The sequence below is a fragment of the Thalassospira sp. MCCC 1A03138 genome, from assembly GCF_002115785.1.
Taxonomy (GTDB): Bacteria; Pseudomonadota; Alphaproteobacteria; order Rhodospirillales; family Thalassospiraceae; genus Thalassospira.
On record NZ_JFJY01000003.1, the window covers coordinates 152528 to 168564 of the forward strand.

The following is a 16037-nucleotide window of genomic DNA, read 5'->3' on the forward strand; positions in this document are numbered from 1 at the left end:
GACCTGCGCACAGAATGCCTGATATTGTCATAAAGAAAATCAAAAAAGGCGGACATGGCGGCCACCACGGTGGTTCGTGGAAAGTTGCTTATGCCGATTTTGTGACGGCAATGATGGCGTTCTTCCTGTTGCTCTGGCTGCTTAGCAGCGCAACCGAAGAACAGCTTCAGGGCATTTCGAACTACTTCACCCCGGAAACCATTTCGCAAAACGCGTCCGGTTCTGGCGGCATTCTGGGTGGGCAAAGCCTTGCCGAACAAGGTGCCTTACGCTCTGAAATGGGCGCGCCGACGGTCAGCATTGACATTCCGCCCGTGAAAACACCGGAAGAAATCGAGCAGCAGCGACTTGCCGCACAGGAAGATAAGGAATTCAAGGAAGCAGAAGAAGAGCTTCGCAAGGCGATTGAAAGTTCCCCGGACTTGCAGGAACTTGCCAAGAATATCCGGATCGAAGAAACCGACGAAGGTCTTCGCATTCAGATTTTGGATGAAGACGGTACTGCAATGTTCCCAAGCGGCAGTGCTGTCATGGCCGACCACACCAAACTTCTGCTGTCAAAGGTTGTCGAAGCGATCCAGGGTATGCCGCAGGATATTTCGATTGAAGGCCACACGGATGCGGTGCCCTTCACAACAGTCACTGGTTACAGTAACTGGGAACTGTCCTCGGACCGCGCTTTGGCAACCCGTCGGGAACTTGAAACGCAGGGCCTTGCCTCCGGTCGCTTTGCCAAGGTTGCCGGCCTCGCCGATACCGACCCGTTGCTTCCGGAAGCACCGGAAAACGAACGCAACAGACGGATCAGCATCACGCTTTTGCGTGGCACTGGCGAACGCCCGGCAGCAGATGGCGAAACATCCACCCCGGCCCAGTCTGGTACTCCGTCCACCGAACAGGGATCAGGACAAGAATCGGGCAATTCAGCGCCTTCAAACCGGCGCCCCAGCTTCTCTGTCCCTACAAACCGCTAGGGAACTTTCTGGCGAATTCCGACAATCGTCGGGTTCGCCCTTTAAACCGTCATGATTTATACCTAATCTCATATTATCAGAAGAACCTCTGAAGCCGGGGCAAAACGGTAAATGACAGTCAATCAAAGGCGACTGACACAGCATTACTTCATGACCGCTCCCATGCCATGCCCCTATCTGCCTGGCAGGTTCGAGCGCAAGCTGGTGACAGAACTGCGCGGTCCTGAAGCAAATAACGTTCATGATCTGCTGTCTCGTGCCGGTTTCCGCCGCAGTCATTCAATTGCCTATTTGCCTGCCTGCAGCGAATGTGACGCGTGTGTTCCCGTCCGGGTACGTTCCGAAGATTTCCGCACGACCAAATCGTTTCGTCGTATCGCGGCAAAAAACAATGATCTGATCCGGGCCGTATTGCCATCCGTCGCCACACAGGAACAGTTTCAGCTTTTCAGTCAGTATCAGGACGCCCGCCACGGGAATGGTGATATGGCCCGGATGGATGCCCGCGACTATCGGGCAATGATCGAAGACAGCACTGTCGATACGTCAATTTTTGAATACCGGCGCCAGAATGGCAGTCTGATCGCGGTTGCACTGGTCGATAACCTTTCGGATGGCCTTTCTGCCGTATACAGCTTCTTTGATCCCTCCGAACAGCGCCGAGGACTTGGAACCTTTATCATTCTTGATCTGATAAAAGAGTCCCAAGTCCTTGGTTTACCACATGTTTATCTTGGATACTGGATCGGAGAGTGTCGAAAGATGTCCTACAAGATGCGCTTTCAGCCTCTGGAAGGTTTTCGGGGCGGAAACTGGGTTAGCCTTCCGGCCAGTGACAGTATTGACGGTTAATCTTTGGCTCGCGACACCCCGCCACAACCACTAGACCAAAGTATTATCTCCCCAATCGATCCCCGGTTGTCACATTCTACAGACGCATATAAGCTTTACCCCAAAGCCGCATGACGGCTTTGAGTCAATAAATCATGAGCTTGCATCTTTGGGAGGCTGTAATCTATGAAACGTCGCCAATTTCTTTCCGGCGCTGCGGTAGCCGGTGCGACCGCGGCGGTCGCGTCTACCTTTGCCAAACCCGCAATCGCACAGGAAGTCCGTGAGTGGCGCATGGTCACGACCTGGCCAAAAAACTTCCCGGGTCTGGGGACCGGGGCGAACCTTTTGGCAGAATATATAAACAAGGCATCAAACGGCCGTATGAAGGTGACCGTTTTTGGCGCAGGCGAAATCGTTCCCGCCTTTGAAGCCATTGATGCTGTCGGTAATGGTACCGTCGAAATGGGCCATGGCGCGCCTTATTACTGGAAGGGTAAAGTCGATGCCACCCAGTATATCGCAGCCATGCCGTTCGGACTGAATGCCCAGGAACAGAACGCATGGTTCCAGTGGGGCGGCGGTCAGGAACTTGCTGACAAAGTCTATTCCGAACTGAACTGCAAATTCTTCCCGTCTGGCAACACCGGCACCCAGATGGGCGGCTGGTTCAACAAGGAAATGAATACGATTGACGACTATAAAGGTCTGAAAATGCGTATTCCGGGCCTTGGCGGCGAAGTCGTCAAAGCTGCGGGTGGTAACGTCGTAAACCTTCCGGGTGGCGAGATTCCGCCTGCCCTTCAGTCCGGTGCAATCGACGCGACCGAATGGGTTGGCCCGTATAACGACCTGGCGTTTGGTCTCTATAAATCAGCCAAGTTCTACTACTATCCGGGCTGGCATGAACCGGCGACCGTTCTTGACAACTTCATCAACCTTGATGCCTGGAATGCCCTTCCCGACGATCTCAAGGCAATCGTCGAGCAGGCCAACCGGGCAGTGAACCAGATGGTTCTGTCGGAATTCACAGCACGTAACAATCAGGCGCTCCAGACCCTGCGTGACAAGCACAATGTCGATGTTCGCCCGTTCTCGGACGACATTCTGACAAACCTTGGCGCATTGTCGGGCAAGGTATTGCGTGATCTGGTTGCTTCAAACCCGCTGTCGCAGGAAGTCTTCGAAAGCCTGATCGCGTTCCGTACCCAGTCGATTGGCTGGTCGAAATTCTCGGAATCGGCTTTTGCCCAGGCACGTATCCTGCCGTTCAAATACTGAGTTTTCTGATATAGAAACCGAAAAGGGTCGGCATTTGCCGACCCTTTTTGCATGACAGGTTTTGGCTGGCCTGCGGTTACTTGAACAGCAAATCCGGAAGCCATGTCGCCAGTGCCGGGAACGCCGCCACAAGCCCCAAGCCCAGGACCTGGATCAGGACAAACGGGACAATCCCGCGATAAATATCCCAGGTCTTGATCGCAGCCGGAGCCACCCCGCGCAGATAGAACAGCGCAAAGCCGAACGGCGGTGTCAGGAAGCTGGTCTGCAGGTTGATGGCAATCATCACGCCAAGCCAGACCGGATCGATATCCATCTTGAGCAGGATCGGGCCAACGATTGGCACAACCACAAACACGATTTCAATGAAATCGAGGAAGAAGCCCATGACAAACATCAGCAGCATGACAACCAGCATGGCGCTGAAAACACCGCCAGGAAGGTTATGAAGCAGTTCTTCGACAAGGTGATCCCCGCCAAGGCCACGGAAGACCAGCGAGAATACCGAAGCACCCAGCAGGATGACGAAGACCATCGCGCTGATCTGGACGGTCTGGCGCGTCACGTGGCGCAGAACATCCCATGACAGGCGTTTATAGAACGCCGCAAGAATGACGGCACCAACGCCACCAAAGGCCGCAGATTCCGTCGGGGTTGCAATACCGGTAAGGATCGAGCCCAGTACGGCAACGATGAGCAACCCCGGAGGCATCAGCGCGCGCAGAACTTCACCCCAAAGGCCATCCGGGCGTTTGTCGGTCACCAGCGGCGGTGCCGATTTGGGATCGATGAAGGCCTGAATGATGATCCAGCAGATATAAAGCCCGACCAGAAGCATGCCGGGAATGAATGCACCGGCAAACAGGTCGATAACCGAAACCGGCTCCGGGGCCCAATTGCCCAGCGAACGTTGTGCTTCGGCGTAAGCGCCTTGCAGGATATCACCGAGCAAAACCAGCACGATCGACGGCGGAATAATCTGCCCCAGCGTACCCGAAGCACAAATAACACCGGTCGAAAGACGCGGGCTGTATCCGGCCTTTTGCATCGCCGGAAGGCTGAGAAGCCCCATCGTTACAACGGTTGCCCCAACGATACCGGTCGAAGCCGCCAGCAGCATCCCCACCAGCACAACCGAAATGCCAAGCCCCGCCCGCATGGTGCCAAACAGAAGCCCCATGGTCGTCAGCAGCTTTTCGGCAATCCGGGCACGTTCAAGCATGACGCCCATAAAGACGAAAAGCGGGATCGCGACATAAAGTTCGTTGGTCATCACACCGAAATAGCGTGACGGCAACGACCCCAGAAGCGGCATGTCAAACACGCCCATCGAATTACCGATCAGCGCAAAGGCAAGCCCCGTCCCTGCCAGGGAAAACGCAACCGGGAAACCGAGAAGAAGAACGCCGCAGGCTACTGCGAACATTACAAGGCTAAGAATTTCCCCCGACATCAGACGCCCTCGTGCTCTTCTTCTTGGATTTCAAATTCTTTATGTCCGGCCAGCACAAGAATGCTGCGCGCTGCAAGAGAAAGCCCCTGCAAGCCAATCAGGACGCAAAAAACGAGAATGACCGATTTATAAAGGAACAGCCCCGGCAAGCCGCCGGTTTCGTGCGATCCTTCTAGGCGGTGCCAGCTGGTCATCACATAGGGTGCGCTGTAGATGTAGACCATAATGATCACAGGCAGCAAAAGCAGCAGGGACCCGAAAAGATCAACCCATGCCTTGTAACGCGCCGAAGCCGGACGATAAAAAACGTCCACCCGGACATGACCACCATGCAGCAATGTATAACCGGCCCCCACCATGAACACGATGCCATGCAGCCACATATAGCTTTCCTGCATCGAAACCCAGCCAATGGAAAACCCGTAACGAAGCGTTGCCACCAGAAATGTGATAACAACCATCGGGATGATCAGCCAGGCTACGCCACGTCCGATCCAGTCATTCAGACCGTCAACGAAACGGACGAAACTCCCTAGAAAATTCACGTTTTCACTCCCACGCCCTTTTGGAACTCACAGGGAAATTGCGGGCTCCCTGCCAATCAGGATGCGAAGTTACATATTTACGCCTTAAAACGCTATATATTTTGCCCGTTTCCCGCCTTGTTCAGCATCCGGAATAAAATCAAACCGCGTTTTCAGCCGTGATTGATAAATTTCGCCCGGAAACGAGAAAAGGGATAAGAACATCCCTGCCCTTATCCCTTTGGAATCTCATCAATCCCGTGAAGGATGCGTTATTCGAATTTGTTTGACCGCGGGAACCCGGTTGGCGGCATGCGTCCGGCACCGGCACGCTTGCCAATCCATTCTGCAAGCTCGGTAACGGTGCGGGTACGGCCCTCGCTGCCGCCCATGGTCCAGCTCAGTCCTTCTTCAAGATTGAACAGGACCAAATCAGCCATGCCACCCTGACGGTATTTCTGCAGGATAACACCGCGCCCACGGGTCATTTCAGGGACTTCGGAAACCGGATAGATCAGAAGCTTACGGTTTTCGCCCAGAACGGCAACGTGATCGTATTCCACCGGCAGGCAGATTTTAGCCTCTTCATCCTTGCCAAGGTTCAAAATCTGTTTGCCGTTCTTGGTCTGGGCAACCACATCGGCCTCGGCCACCTGGAAACCACGACCGGCCGAACTTGCCACAAGCAGGTTACGGCCCGGCTTATGGATGACCATCGCAACAATGTCATGTTCCTGAGGCAGATCAATCGTCAAACGGATCGGTTCACCATGCCCGCGTCCGCCCGGCAGCTTGTCGCACGACATCGTGTAACAGCGGCCTTCGGTGCTCATGATCAGAAGCTTGTCGGTCGTGAACGCCTTCAGCGCAAAACGCCCTTCGTCACCGTCCTTGAATTTAAGGTCGCTGATGTCCGAAGTATGCCCCTTAAGTGCTCTGATCCAACCCATTTTCGAACAGATCACCATAATAGGTTCACGTTCGATCAGGGCTTCCAGCGGGACTTCGATTTCTTCCGGCGCATCACCGATCACAGTACGGCGTTTGCCAAGGGGTGTCTTCTTGCCAAACTTCTCGCGCATTTCCTCGACTTCGTCGCGGATTTTCTCCCAGCGCAGGCTTTCGCTGGCAAGAAGCGCTTCGAGGCCTTCTTTTTCTTCGGTCAGTTTCGCATGCTCGTTCTTGATTTCCATTTCTTCGAGCTTGCGCAACGACCGCAGACGCATGTTGAGGATCGCATCCGCCTGAACTTCCGTCAGGTCGAAAGTCGACATCAACGATACCTTCGGCTCATCCTCGAAACGAATGATCCGGATGACTTCGTCAAGGTTCAGATAGGCAACAAGATAACCATCCAGCACTTCAAGGCGATGATTGATCTTGGCCAGTCGATGGTTGGAACGACGGATCAGAACGTCCTGACGATGGGCCAGGAATGCACGCAGCACTTCGCGCAGATTCATGACGCGCGGCGTATTGTCCCCGTCCAGAACGTTCATGTTCAGACCAAACCGGATTTCCAGTTCGGTATTCTTGAACAGCATCTCCATCAAATGTTCCGGCTCGACCGCACGGGTCCGCGGCTCAAACACCAGACGGATCAGGTCGGTCGACTCATCGCGCACATCAGCCAGAAGTGGAAGCTTTTTCAGGACCATCAGATCGGCAATACGCTCGACCAGCTTGGCTTTCTGAACCTGATAGGGAATTTCGGTCACAACGACCTGGAACAGTCCATGACTAAGCTTCTCGACTTCCCATTTGGCGCGCAGACGGAATGAACCGCGCCCGGTGGCATAGGCCTCAAGAATGTTTTCGCGCGGCTCAACCAGAACCCCACCGGTCGGGAAGTCCGGGCCCGGAACACAGCGGACGAGTTCCGCAATCGAGGTATCAGGATTATCGATCAGCTTGATCAGGCCTGCACACAGCTCGCCAGCATTGTGTGGCGGAATGTTGGTTGCCATACCAACCGCGATCCCGGCGGCACCATTGGCAAGCAGGTTCGGAAACGCTGCCGGCATGACAATCGGCTCGTGATCTTCGCCGTCATATGTCGGCCGGAAGTCAACCGCATCTTCATCAAGGCCGTTCATCAGCGCCGCGGCAACCGCGGTCATGCGGGCCTCGGTATAACGCATTGCCGCTGCGTTATCGCCGTCGATGTTGCCAAAGTTTCCCTGCCCGTCGACCAGCGGATAGCGAACGGCAAAATCCTGAGCCAAACGCACAAGCGCATCATAGACAGACTGATCACCATGCGGGTGATATTTACCGATCACGTCACCGACAACACGGGCGCATTTCTTGAAACCCTGCGCCGGATCAAGCTTTAGCTGGCGCATGGCATACAGCAGACGCCGATGCACAGGTTTCAGACCATCGCGCACATCGGGAAGAGAACGCGACATGATCGTCGACATGGCATAAGCGAGATAACGTTCGCTCAACGCGTCCGCAAGGCGCGTTTCCCTGATTTGGCCGGCATTGGCCGGATCGGAAGTCTTGGTGCTCATGAACGATTTTTCTTGTTGTTTGGCAGGTTGCAATCAATTCGGCAATTCAGTCCGGTGTCCGGCGCTCAATCACCATTTTGGCAACATACTACGGTGGGTATGGTTCTGGTCAACACAAGTCCGCATCAAAGTACGGTATTTATTTTTAATCCGTGTCTGCTGATCGCCAGATATGGCTTACCAATCTGTCGCGGGCAGCAACGGGCTTTACACCTTTTGCCTCAAAAATATCGCGATGAATGAAAAATCCGGTCAGTTTTATCCCTTGGCGAAACTGTTCACTCAATCCCTGATCTCGGCTGCTTTGTGCGGCCCTGCCTGCGGCAAGGAATGCCGGTAACGGCAACAAGCGATCACGATATGCCGTTCCTGCGGCCTCGGAAACGGCCCGACCGCTTTTTGGGGATACGAAGCAAAGGTCATCGGCCACATCCGTTGCCGCACAACGATCAAGGCTGAGCCCATAGCCAAGCTCGTCAAGCAATCCGACTTCCCATCGGATGTAAGACGCCAGCCATTGCTCTGTCTTGAGGGCCGAAAGCAGTGCAACCGTTCCCTGATACAATGCGGTGTGCGCTTCGCGTTCTGGCAATGTGACTTCCAGCATCGCACAGGCCGAACTCAACGCCATCAAAGGCCCGGGAGATAACAGCAAATCGGCAACATGCGCGCCGGTCAGTTCGCAACGGAACTGCCCCAGATGTTCTGATAATCTGGCAGACCATCCGACACGAACTTCATTCCCCGGCTCCAGCGTACCGCGCATGGATTTGCTGGTCGCACCACGCACCATGCCTGCATATCGACCATAGTCGCGCGTCAGCACCGACAACCGGACCGAGTTCTCACCGAGCTTACGTGTGGAAAGGACGATCGCATCATCACGCCAGTCCATCCTGCACCTCTAGAAAAAGCCGCGCGGCACGATCAGACGGGTAACAAGAAAGAAAAGCCCGACAAGGCTGGATGCAAGACAGATGAACGCAACAATAAAAACAATACGTTTCAATGTATTGCTGCCTTCGACTTGATCGATTGCATCATCAATCGGGTCATTGTCGTGCCTGGTCATTACGACGGTCCATTTCCATTCAAACGCCAAAGCAACCCAAGCACAAAGGTGGCAATAGCCGCCAACAGTGCCAACAGATTAACCGGGCGCGAAAGGAATGATTTGTCGCGCTCGATACGTTCACCATCATGCCGGTAACGGAATGGTCGCCGGGCAACACGTGCAACGATCATCGCGGCAACGGCACCAACGACGATCAACACTATTCCCCATAAAGATCCGTTTTCCATATCCAAACCTGCTGGCAGGGCAAATGTGCGTTACACTAACGCGATGTGCGTCAAGCGTTGGGGTCAAGTCCCCACATGGCAAAGCGATTAGGGTCGTCGCCCCAATTTTCACGCACCTTGACGAACAGGAACAGATGAACCCGACGTTCGAAAATCGCTTCAAGTTCCTTTCTGGCATCACTGCCAAGGGCCTTGATGCGCTTGCCGCCTTTACCAAGGATGATGGCTTTCTGGCCCTCGCGCTCGACGAAAATCGTCTGCTCCAGCTTGACGGAACCATCCTTGCGCTCTTCCCACAGTTCGGTTTCGACCGTTGCGGAATACGGCAATTCCTGCTGTAGCTGATAATAAAGCTTTTCGCGCGTGATCTCGGCCGCCAGCAACCGCAACGGCATATCCGAAACGTCGTCTTCCGGGAACATCCACGGACCATCGGGCATCTTTGCGGCAAGGAAATTCACCAGATCCTGCGTACCAGAACCCTTTTTGGCCGAAATCATGAAGACATCGGTGAAAACTTCCTCGGCAAAGAATTCCTGCGACAGACGCAGCAGCTTTTCCTTGTCGGCAACCTTGTCGACCTTGTTCATCGCCAGAATGGCTTTGCGATTCTGGGATTTAAGCTGATCAATGATCGCGCGCACCTCGTCGGTGATCCCTGCCCCGGCATCAATCACCAGAACGACAAGATCGGCATCATCCGCACCGTTCCACGCAGCTTTGACCATCGCACGGTCTAGGCGGCGCTTCGGCGCAAAAATGCCTGGCGTGTCGATAAATACCAGCTGCGCATCCTCGGTCATGACAATGCCGCGCACACGCGTACGTGTCGTCTGCACCTTGGGTGAGACGATGGATACTTTCGTGCCAACAAGCTGATTGAGCAGTGTCGATTTTCCGGCATTCGGCGCCCCGACAAGTGCGACAAAGCCGCAACGCTGCTGATAAGGTAATCTGTCTTCGTTCACCGGTGTGGGAACCTCATTCATGGTTCAGTGTATCCAACATCAATTGAGCGGCCAGTTGTTCCGCCTCGCGTTTCGATTTGCCCTCGGCCTTTACGCTTTCACCGTCTCCGGTGCTCAGTTCGATGGTAAAGACAGGTGCATGCGCGGGGCCCTGACGACCGACCATTTCATATTTGGGCAATGGCTTGCCACGTCCCTGCAAAAGTTCCTGCAATCGGGTTTTGGCATCTTGCGGCGGCTTGGGCGCTTCATCGAGAAGCGGCAGCCAAAGCCGTTCGATAAATTCTCTTGCCGGTTCCAGCCCACCGTCAAGATAGAGTGCGGCAATCACCGCCTCCATGCAATCAGATAAAATGGCGGGATTGGTATCCGCACCGGCGGCACGTTCGCCTTTTGCCATCTGGATATGACTGCCAAGGCCGATCTGCTGCGCCAGTCTGGCAAGCGTTTCACGACGGACCAGCGCGACAAAACGCTTGGCCATCGCGCCTTCGCGCTCGCGCCCGAAACGGGTATAAAGCATTTCGGCAACAACCAGCCCCAGAACCCTATCGCCCAGAAACTCCAGCCGTTCGTTGCCGCCGCTTAACGCATCCTTGCCTTTGGCGGCACTGCGATGCGTCAACGCCACCCGAAGCAAATCGGGTTGCGCAAACTCGTGATCAATCTCGGCAATCAATGGCACCGTTTCGGCCATCAGTTGACCCCCTGGAACAGCCGGTCAAACCTGATGCTGCCCAAGTCATAGATCGGCTGGGAACTGTCTTTGGAATAGAACAGGAATTCAGCACGTCCCACGAGATTCTCGATCGGGACAAACCGGAAGCGCGACGGGAAGGCCCGGCTATCCGCCGAATTGTCGCGGTTATCGCCCATCATGAAGAAATGCCCTTCGGGGACAGTAAACGGTTCGGTGTTATCGCTTGGCCCCTGATCGCCAAAGATTTCGAGGATACGATGAACCTTACCATTCGGAAGTGTTTCGATATATTGCGGAACGGCAATCGCCTGCCCGCTGCCATCGGTCAGGATATAATCTTCGATCCGGTCACGTTCTACCGTCTGGCCATTAATCAGCAACCGGCCATTGGTGACCTGAACCGTATCGCCCGGCAGGCCGATAACGCGTTTGATGTAATCCTGCGACGGATCAGCAGGCAGTTTGAAAACCACCACATCGCCGCGTTCCGGTTCGGACGACATGATACGACCGGGAATCAGCGGCACGCTGAACGGCAGGCTGTGCTTTGAATATCCATAGGAAAATTTCGACACAAACAAATAGTCGCCAACCAGCAAGGTCGGGATCATCGAACCGGATGGAATATTAAACGGTTCGAAGGCGAATGTCCGAACCAGAAGCGCGATCACAATGGCCCAGAAAACGGTTTTGAAGGTGTCCAGAAGTCCACCCGTTTTCTTCTTTTGCACTAGCTTTTCCATTCAGTATTTAAACCAATCACTTTTTGCCAATCAATCGGCCGAAATTACAACGACCGCATTCGCCAGCGGGTATTCGTCTGTCAGCGTTACATAAACTGATGCAACTTTTCCCTCTGGCGTCAATTCTTCAAGTCTTTTCAGCGCCCCGTCAATCAGGACCATGTCGGGTTTGCCGCTCGGCTGGTGCACAACACCCATCGTGCTGTGATACACGCCACGACGAAACCCCGTACCCAACGCCTTGGAACAGGCTTCCTTTGCCGCAAACGACATCGCCAGTGACGATGCCGTGCGATGCGGGCGACGTTTGGCACGCGCGATCTCGACGTCGGTGAAAACACGGTTCATGAAACGCTCGCCATGGCGTTCCAGCGCGGTTTCAATCCGCCGGATATCACACAGATCGGTACCAATGCCAATAATCATTATTGGTCGCCACTTTCCTGACGTGCCTCATCCATCAACCGGCGCATTTCCGCGATACTGTTTTCAAGCCCGGTGAAGACGGCCTCGCCGATCAGAAAATGCCCGATATTGAGTTCGGCAATCTCGGGCATCGCCGCAATTGGCGAAACGGTATCAAAGCCCAGACCATGCCCGGCATGCACTTCAAGGCCGATGCCTGCACCATAACGCACGGCATCCCGAATCCGGTCCAGTTCGCGCGCCTGTGCGGCACCGGTTGCTTCGCAATAGGCACCCGTATGGATTTCGACAACAGGCGCGCCAAGATGTCTGGCCGCATCGAGCTGCGCCTTCGATGCTTCGATAAACAGCGATACCCGAATACCGGCAGCCCCCAGTTCGGCAACATACCTTTTCAGGTGATTGTGACCACCCGCCGCATCCAGGCCGCCTTCCGTCGTGCGTTCTTCACGCTTCTCCGGAACAATGCAGGCCGCATTGGGTTTTGCCGCAATCGCAATGGCCAGCATTTCATCGGTTGCCGCCATTTCGAAATTCAGCGGAAGATCAATTTCCGCACGCAACCGCTTGATATCGTTATCGGAAATATGGCGACGATCTTCGCGCAAATGGGCCGTGATACCGTCAGCGCCAGCCTTTGCGGCCAGCTTGGCGGCCCGGACCGGATCGGGATGCGCCCCACCCCGCGCATTGCGGATCGTGGCAACGTGGTCGATATTCACACCCAGTCTTAATTTCGCACTCATTGCGTCTCATCCTGCTTTTTGGTGGCGCTGGCCGTTGCCGAACCGATTTTCTTTTTGGCACTTTCAAGCATCGGTCCAAGACCGTGGCGTTCGGATGTTTTCATCCGGCGCAGAATGCGATTGTGACGATAGATGACCACGGCCCGACGTACCGGGAAGTAAAACAGCATCCAGACGACAAGTGAAGTGGGAACACACCCGACCATCATCGGCCAGATAATATCGACAATACTGCCCCACAACTGGCCAAGCTGGGCCTGGTCGGCTGTATCCCAGTGACCGAAAATCAGGCCACCACCGATATAGCTTAATCCCATGACCACAAAGTCCCACAGGACGGCCATGTTGAAATGCACGGTATCCGCGGCACGATCAACGCCAAGGATCCAGTTCCCGCAGGTATATAGCCACAGCCATATGAACGGGAATGTCCAGGGATTGCCGACAATGGTCCCCAGCAGTGACGCCACCAGATTGCTGCGCGTCAGCATGCTCAATAGTGCCGAAAGGACAAAATGGAAGCCGATAAACGGGGTAAAGGATATTGCCGCCCCAATGGCAAAGCCCGAAGCAATGCTATAGGGCGTCCCCGGAAGTCGCGCGACCCGATGAGCGAAATATCGCGAAGACCTACGCCAGCCGCCGCGCGGCCAAAGCACATTTCTTATGCGTTGAAAAGATGTCGGTTTGATACGGCGCCGGAACATGCAGGATCAATTCATAGGCCAAACGGGACAGGCATAAAACAGGAGTGACATATGCGTAAGTGCTAGCCGCCCGAATGGCAAGGCTTTTGCGCCCGATTTTCCCAAAAGGCGAACTCCTTCACAATCCTGTTTCATCCGCGTGCACGCTCAACGGTGTTGACCACAGGTGTCGCGCGCAGTGCCGCGATAATGTTGGTCAGATGTTTGACGTCAACCACATCAATATCGATCAGCATTTCAAAGAAATCCTGCGTGCGGTTGGTGAAGCGAAGGTTGGTGATGTTGCCGTGGTTTTTGGCAATCACACTGGTAATGGAACTGAGGGCCCCCTGTTCATGGCCAACCGTAAGGCCAAGGCGGCCGATGAAATGTTCCGGCTCACCATCATTATCCCAGCCGACATCAAGCCAGCGTTCCGGCTGTTCGGTAAAGGTTTCAAGTGTATCGCAATCAATCGTGTGAATGGTAACGCCCTTGCCGGTCGTGACGATCCCGACAATGCGGTCCCCCGGCAACGGATGGCAGCAACCGGCATAATGCACGGCCATTCCCGGTATCAGCCCCTTAAGCGGTATGGCGTGATCATGCTTGCGGTTTCGCGCACGCTCATGCGGGATCACTTTCCGGGCGGTTTCGACGTCCTTTGAGCCCGGGAACACCGCATGCACGACTTCCCGACCGGTATGATGTCCCGCACCAACAGACGCCAGAAGCGTATCAACGCTAGGCATTTTGAAGATTTTCAATACGCCATCAATGGCCTTGTCAGAATAGTCATAACCTTCCTGGCGGAATGCCTTCTGCAGGATGGCTTTCCCAAGGTCCTTGTATTGATCGTCCTGTTGCTGCCGGATAAAGCGGCGAATACGCGCGCGCGCCTTGCCTGTAACTACGAAGCGCTCCCATGTCGGATTCGGGGTCTGCGCCTTCGAGGTGACAATTTCGATCTGATCACCATTGTTCAGCGTCGTGCGCAACGGTACCATCGCACCGTTGACCTTCGCCCCGACACATGTGTCGCCGATATGGGTGTGGATCATGTATGCGAAATCAACCGGCGTCGCACCAGCAGGCAGGGCAATCACATCGCCCTTGGGGCTGAAACAGAATACCTGATCCTGGAACATCGCCAGCTTGGTATGTTCCAGAAACTCTTCGGGCTCGGAGGCGTGCTCAAGGATATCAAGCAGATCACGCAGCCAGCGATACTGAACGCCTTCCTTGTTTTCATCCCCGCTGCCCTGTTTATAGGCCCAGTGCGCGGCAACACCGTTTTCGTTGACCTCGTGCATCTGCCGGGTGCGTATCTGCACCTCGATACGATGGTTTTCAGGGCCAAGGACGGTGGTATGGATGGATCGGTAGCCGTTCGGCTTGGGTGTTGATATGTAATCCTTGAACCGGCCCGGCACGACTTTGTAGTTGGCATGCAGATAGCCAAGAACCTCGTAGCATTGCGGCATGTCCTCGACCAGAACACGGAACGCCATGATATCGGACAGTTCACCAAAGGTGATGTTCTTGCGCTGCATCTTCTGCCAGATCGAATATGGCCGTTTTTCACGCCCGTAAATATCGACCGACAGCCCCTGGCGGCTGATGACGTCTTTTAGCTCGGTAACGATGCGGTTGACGACATTGTCGTCCTTCTCGCGCAGGAATTCCAGCCGGGCGCGGATCGAATCACGTGCTTCGGGATTGATATGCTGAAAGGCAAGATCCTGCAGCTCTTCCTTGATGTCATGCATACCGATGCGTTCGGCAAGCGGCGCATAAATCTCAAGCGTTTCTGCCGCAATGCGCACCCGTTTTTCCGGCTTCGGGATATAATGCAGCGTGCGCATGTTATGCAGACGGTCGGCAAGCTTCACCAGAAGAACACGGATGTCCTCGGACATCGCCAGCAACAGCTTGCGGAAATTCTCCGCCTGCTTTGAATCGGCAGATTTCAGTTCAATCTGCGTCAGCTTGGTCACACCATCGACCAGCTTCATGATGTTGCTGCCAAACAGCTTGGTAATTTCCTGCGGCGTTGCGTCGGTGTCTTCGATGGTGTCGTGCAGCAGCGCCGTGATGATCGTGTCGCAGTCCAGCTTGTAGTTCGTCAGGATACCTGCAACTTCGATCGGATGGGAAAAATACGGGTCGCCATTGGCACGCTTTTGCGAACCATGTTTCTGGGTCGCATAGACATATGCCCGGTTCAGCGATGTTTCGCATGCATCCGGATCATAGGCCTTAACCCGTTCCACAAGTTCGTATTGGCGCATCATTCAGTGGCTTCTCCGTATTCATCCAAAGGCCGAAATCCGGCCCTTTCATAAGATAGTACGATTTGGATAAAAAAAAGCCACGGAAGATAATCACCGTGGCTTTTCTTTTGAACTTTGCCTCAGAACAAAATTTCTTTGGCCTTATTCGTCTTCATCAGCAGACGGAATGGTCACACCAACCGAGGCATCTTCAATTGCTTCTGCCATCAGTTTCGGACCAAAATCGTCTTCGGATTCTTCGGGTTCATCGACTTCAACATGCCGCTGCAGGCCGGAAACCATGCCATTGCGCAGATCGTCATAATCAACGGTCTGTTCTGCGATTTCACGTAAAGCGACAACCGGGTTCTTGTCGTTGTCACGATCAATGGTCAGTTCGGCACCGGCCGAGATGTTGCGTGCACGCTGAGCTGCCAGCATCACGAGCTCGAAGCGGTTCGGAATCTTTTCAACGCAATCTTCGACGGTAACGCGCGCCATAAATGTCTCCAGAAATACTTTTGGGGTGTCCAGACCGGACTTTATAGCGTCGCATTTGCTTTGTTGCAACAGCGAAGCCATCGGGATGAACAGGTTTTTAGCGGATTTTTTGC

Annotated in this window: 17 protein-coding genes; 3 read left to right on the forward strand and 14 right to left on the reverse strand. The window is 54.4% G+C overall.

Annotated features, from left to right (window positions below):
- Positions 1-14: 14 nt before the first annotated feature.
- From TH468_RS08530 to TH468_RS08540, 3 genes are all read left to right on the forward strand, one after another.
- Complete coding sequence (locus TH468_RS08530; protein ID WP_085643267.1) at positions 15-974, forward strand: flagellar motor protein MotB; 960 nt, start codon at positions 15-17, stop codon at positions 972-974.
- A 111-nt stretch (positions 975-1085) separates the two neighbouring features.
- Positions 1086-1826 carry an arginyltransferase gene (locus tag TH468_RS08535; protein WP_085643269.1) on the forward strand — a complete coding sequence of 247 codons (741 nt, stop codon included), beginning with the start codon at positions 1086-1088 and terminating at the stop codon, positions 1824-1826.
- 165 nt (positions 1827-1991) lie between these two features.
- Entirely contained in the window at positions 1992-3086 is a 1095-nt protein-coding gene (locus TH468_RS08540) for a TRAP transporter substrate-binding protein (protein WP_085643271.1), read from the forward strand.
- A gap of 76 nt (positions 3087-3162) precedes the next feature.
- Here TH468_RS08540 and TH468_RS08545 read toward each other — a convergent pair whose 3' ends face one another.
- The 14 genes from TH468_RS08545 to rpoZ all read right to left on the reverse strand — a co-directional run bounded on the left by TH468_RS08545 (position 3163) and on the right by rpoZ (position 15924).
- Positions 3163-4539: a TRAP transporter large permease subunit gene (locus TH468_RS08545; protein ID WP_007089500.1), complete on the reverse strand. Its 1377-nt coding sequence runs from the start codon at positions 4537-4539 to the stop codon at positions 3163-3165.
- Positions 4539-5084, reverse strand: a complete 546-nt coding sequence (locus TH468_RS08550; protein ID WP_085643273.1) for a TRAP transporter small permease subunit — start codon at positions 5082-5084, stop codon at positions 4539-4541. Before TH468_RS08550 ends, TH468_RS08545 begins: the two co-directional genes overlap by 1 nt.
- Positions 5085-5335: 251 nt before the next feature.
- Positions 5336-7579 carry a DNA topoisomerase IV subunit A gene (parC, locus tag TH468_RS08555; RefSeq protein ID WP_085643275.1) on the reverse strand — a complete coding sequence of 748 codons (2244 nt, stop codon included), beginning with the start codon at positions 7577-7579 and terminating at the stop codon, positions 5336-5338.
- A 145-nt stretch (positions 7580-7724) separates the two neighbouring features.
- Positions 7725-8474 (reverse strand): DNA repair protein RecO, encoded by a 750-nt coding sequence (gene recO, locus TH468_RS08560; protein ID WP_085643277.1) that lies wholly within the window; start codon positions 8472-8474, stop codon positions 7725-7727.
- 9 nt (positions 8475-8483) lie between these two features.
- Entirely contained in the window at positions 8484-8651 is a 168-nt protein-coding gene (locus tag TH468_RS21605; RefSeq protein ID WP_168177104.1) for a hypothetical protein, read from the reverse strand.
- Entirely contained in the window at positions 8651-8881 is a 231-nt protein-coding gene (locus TH468_RS08565; protein ID WP_246832267.1) for a hypothetical protein, read from the reverse strand. Before TH468_RS08565 ends, TH468_RS21605 begins: the two co-directional genes overlap by 1 nt.
- A gap of 50 nt (positions 8882-8931) precedes the next feature.
- Entirely contained in the window at positions 8932-9870 is a 939-nt protein-coding gene (gene era, locus TH468_RS08570) for a GTPase Era (protein ID WP_085643281.1), read from the reverse strand.
- Positions 9863-10546, reverse strand: a complete 684-nt coding sequence (rnc, locus tag TH468_RS08575) for a ribonuclease III (protein ID WP_007089494.1) — start codon at positions 10544-10546, stop codon at positions 9863-9865. Before rnc ends, era begins: the two co-directional genes overlap by 8 nt.
- Positions 10546-11280: a signal peptidase I gene (gene lepB, locus TH468_RS08580; protein WP_007089493.1), complete on the reverse strand. Its 735-nt coding sequence runs from the start codon at positions 11278-11280 to the stop codon at positions 10546-10548. Before lepB ends, rnc begins: the two co-directional genes overlap by 1 nt.
- A gap of 42 nt (positions 11281-11322) precedes the next feature.
- On the reverse strand, positions 11323-11718 hold the full coding sequence (gene acpS / locus TH468_RS08585; protein WP_007089492.1) for a holo-ACP synthase: 396 nt from the start codon (positions 11716-11718) through the stop codon (positions 11323-11325).
- The gene (locus TH468_RS08590) at positions 11718-12464 is read right to left on the reverse strand and encodes a pyridoxine 5'-phosphate synthase (protein WP_085643283.1); all 747 of its coding nucleotides are present in this window, start codon (positions 12462-12464) and stop codon (positions 11718-11720) included. The genes acpS and TH468_RS08590 overlap by 1 nt, the downstream gene beginning before the upstream one ends.
- Positions 12461-13123: a DUF2062 domain-containing protein gene (locus TH468_RS08595; protein WP_246832268.1), complete on the reverse strand. Its 663-nt coding sequence runs from the start codon at positions 13121-13123 to the stop codon at positions 12461-12463. Before TH468_RS08595 ends, TH468_RS08590 begins: the two co-directional genes overlap by 4 nt.
- Positions 13124-13302: 179 nt before the next feature.
- Positions 13303-15444 carry a bifunctional (p)ppGpp synthetase/guanosine-3',5'-bis(diphosphate) 3'-pyrophosphohydrolase gene (locus TH468_RS08600; RefSeq protein ID WP_085643287.1) on the reverse strand — a complete coding sequence of 714 codons (2142 nt, stop codon included), beginning with the start codon at positions 15442-15444 and terminating at the stop codon, positions 13303-13305.
- Positions 15445-15585: 141 nt separating this feature from the next.
- Positions 15586-15924 carry a DNA-directed RNA polymerase subunit omega gene (gene rpoZ, locus TH468_RS08605; protein WP_085643289.1) on the reverse strand — a complete coding sequence of 113 codons (339 nt, stop codon included), beginning with the start codon at positions 15922-15924 and terminating at the stop codon, positions 15586-15588.
- Positions 15925-16037: the final 113 nt, after the last annotated feature.

Bases quoted from the DNA above. Each gene is read 5' to 3' on its own strand.
- recO (WP_085643277.1), bottom strand. From the start codon at position 8,474: ATGGACTGGCGTGATGATGCGATCGTCCTTTCCACACGTAAGCTCGGT.
- rpoZ (WP_085643289.1), bottom strand. From the start codon at position 15,924: ATGGCGCGCGTTACCGTCGAAGATTGCGTTGAAAAGATTCCGAACCGC.
- rnc (WP_007089494.1), bottom strand. From the start codon at position 10,546: ATGGCCGAAACGGTGCCATTGATTGCCGAGATTGATCACGAGTTTGCG.
- TH468_RS08590 (WP_085643283.1), bottom strand. From the start codon at position 12,464: ATGAGTGCGAAATTAAGACTGGGTGTGAATATCGACCACGTTGCCACG.
- parC (WP_085643275.1), bottom strand. From the start codon at position 7,579: ATGAGCACCAAGACTTCCGATCCGGCCAATGCCGGCCAAATCAGGGAA.
- TH468_RS08600 (WP_085643287.1), bottom strand. From the start codon at position 15,444: ATGATGCGCCAATACGAACTTGTGGAACGGGTTAAGGCCTATGATCCG.
- TH468_RS21605 (WP_168177104.1), bottom strand. From the start codon at position 8,651: ATGACCAGGCACGACAATGACCCGATTGATGATGCAATCGATCAAGTC.
- acpS (WP_007089492.1), bottom strand. From the start codon at position 11,718: ATGATTATTGGCATTGGTACCGATCTGTGTGATATCCGGCGGATTGAA.
- TH468_RS08530 (WP_085643267.1), top strand. From the start codon at position 15: ATGCCTGATATTGTCATAAAGAAAATCAAAAAAGGCGGACATGGCGGC.
- era (WP_085643281.1), bottom strand. From the start codon at position 9,870: ATGAATGAGGTTCCCACACCGGTGAACGAAGACAGATTACCTTATCAG.
- TH468_RS08535 (WP_085643269.1), top strand. From the start codon at position 1,086: ATGACAGTCAATCAAAGGCGACTGACACAGCATTACTTCATGACCGCT.
- TH468_RS08540 (WP_085643271.1), top strand. From the start codon at position 1,992: ATGAAACGTCGCCAATTTCTTTCCGGCGCTGCGGTAGCCGGTGCGACC.
- TH468_RS08545 (WP_007089500.1), bottom strand. From the start codon at position 4,539: ATGTCGGGGGAAATTCTTAGCCTTGTAATGTTCGCAGTAGCCTGCGGC.
- TH468_RS08565 (WP_246832267.1), bottom strand. From the start codon at position 8,881: ATGGAAAACGGATCTTTATGGGGAATAGTGTTGATCGTCGTTGGTGCC.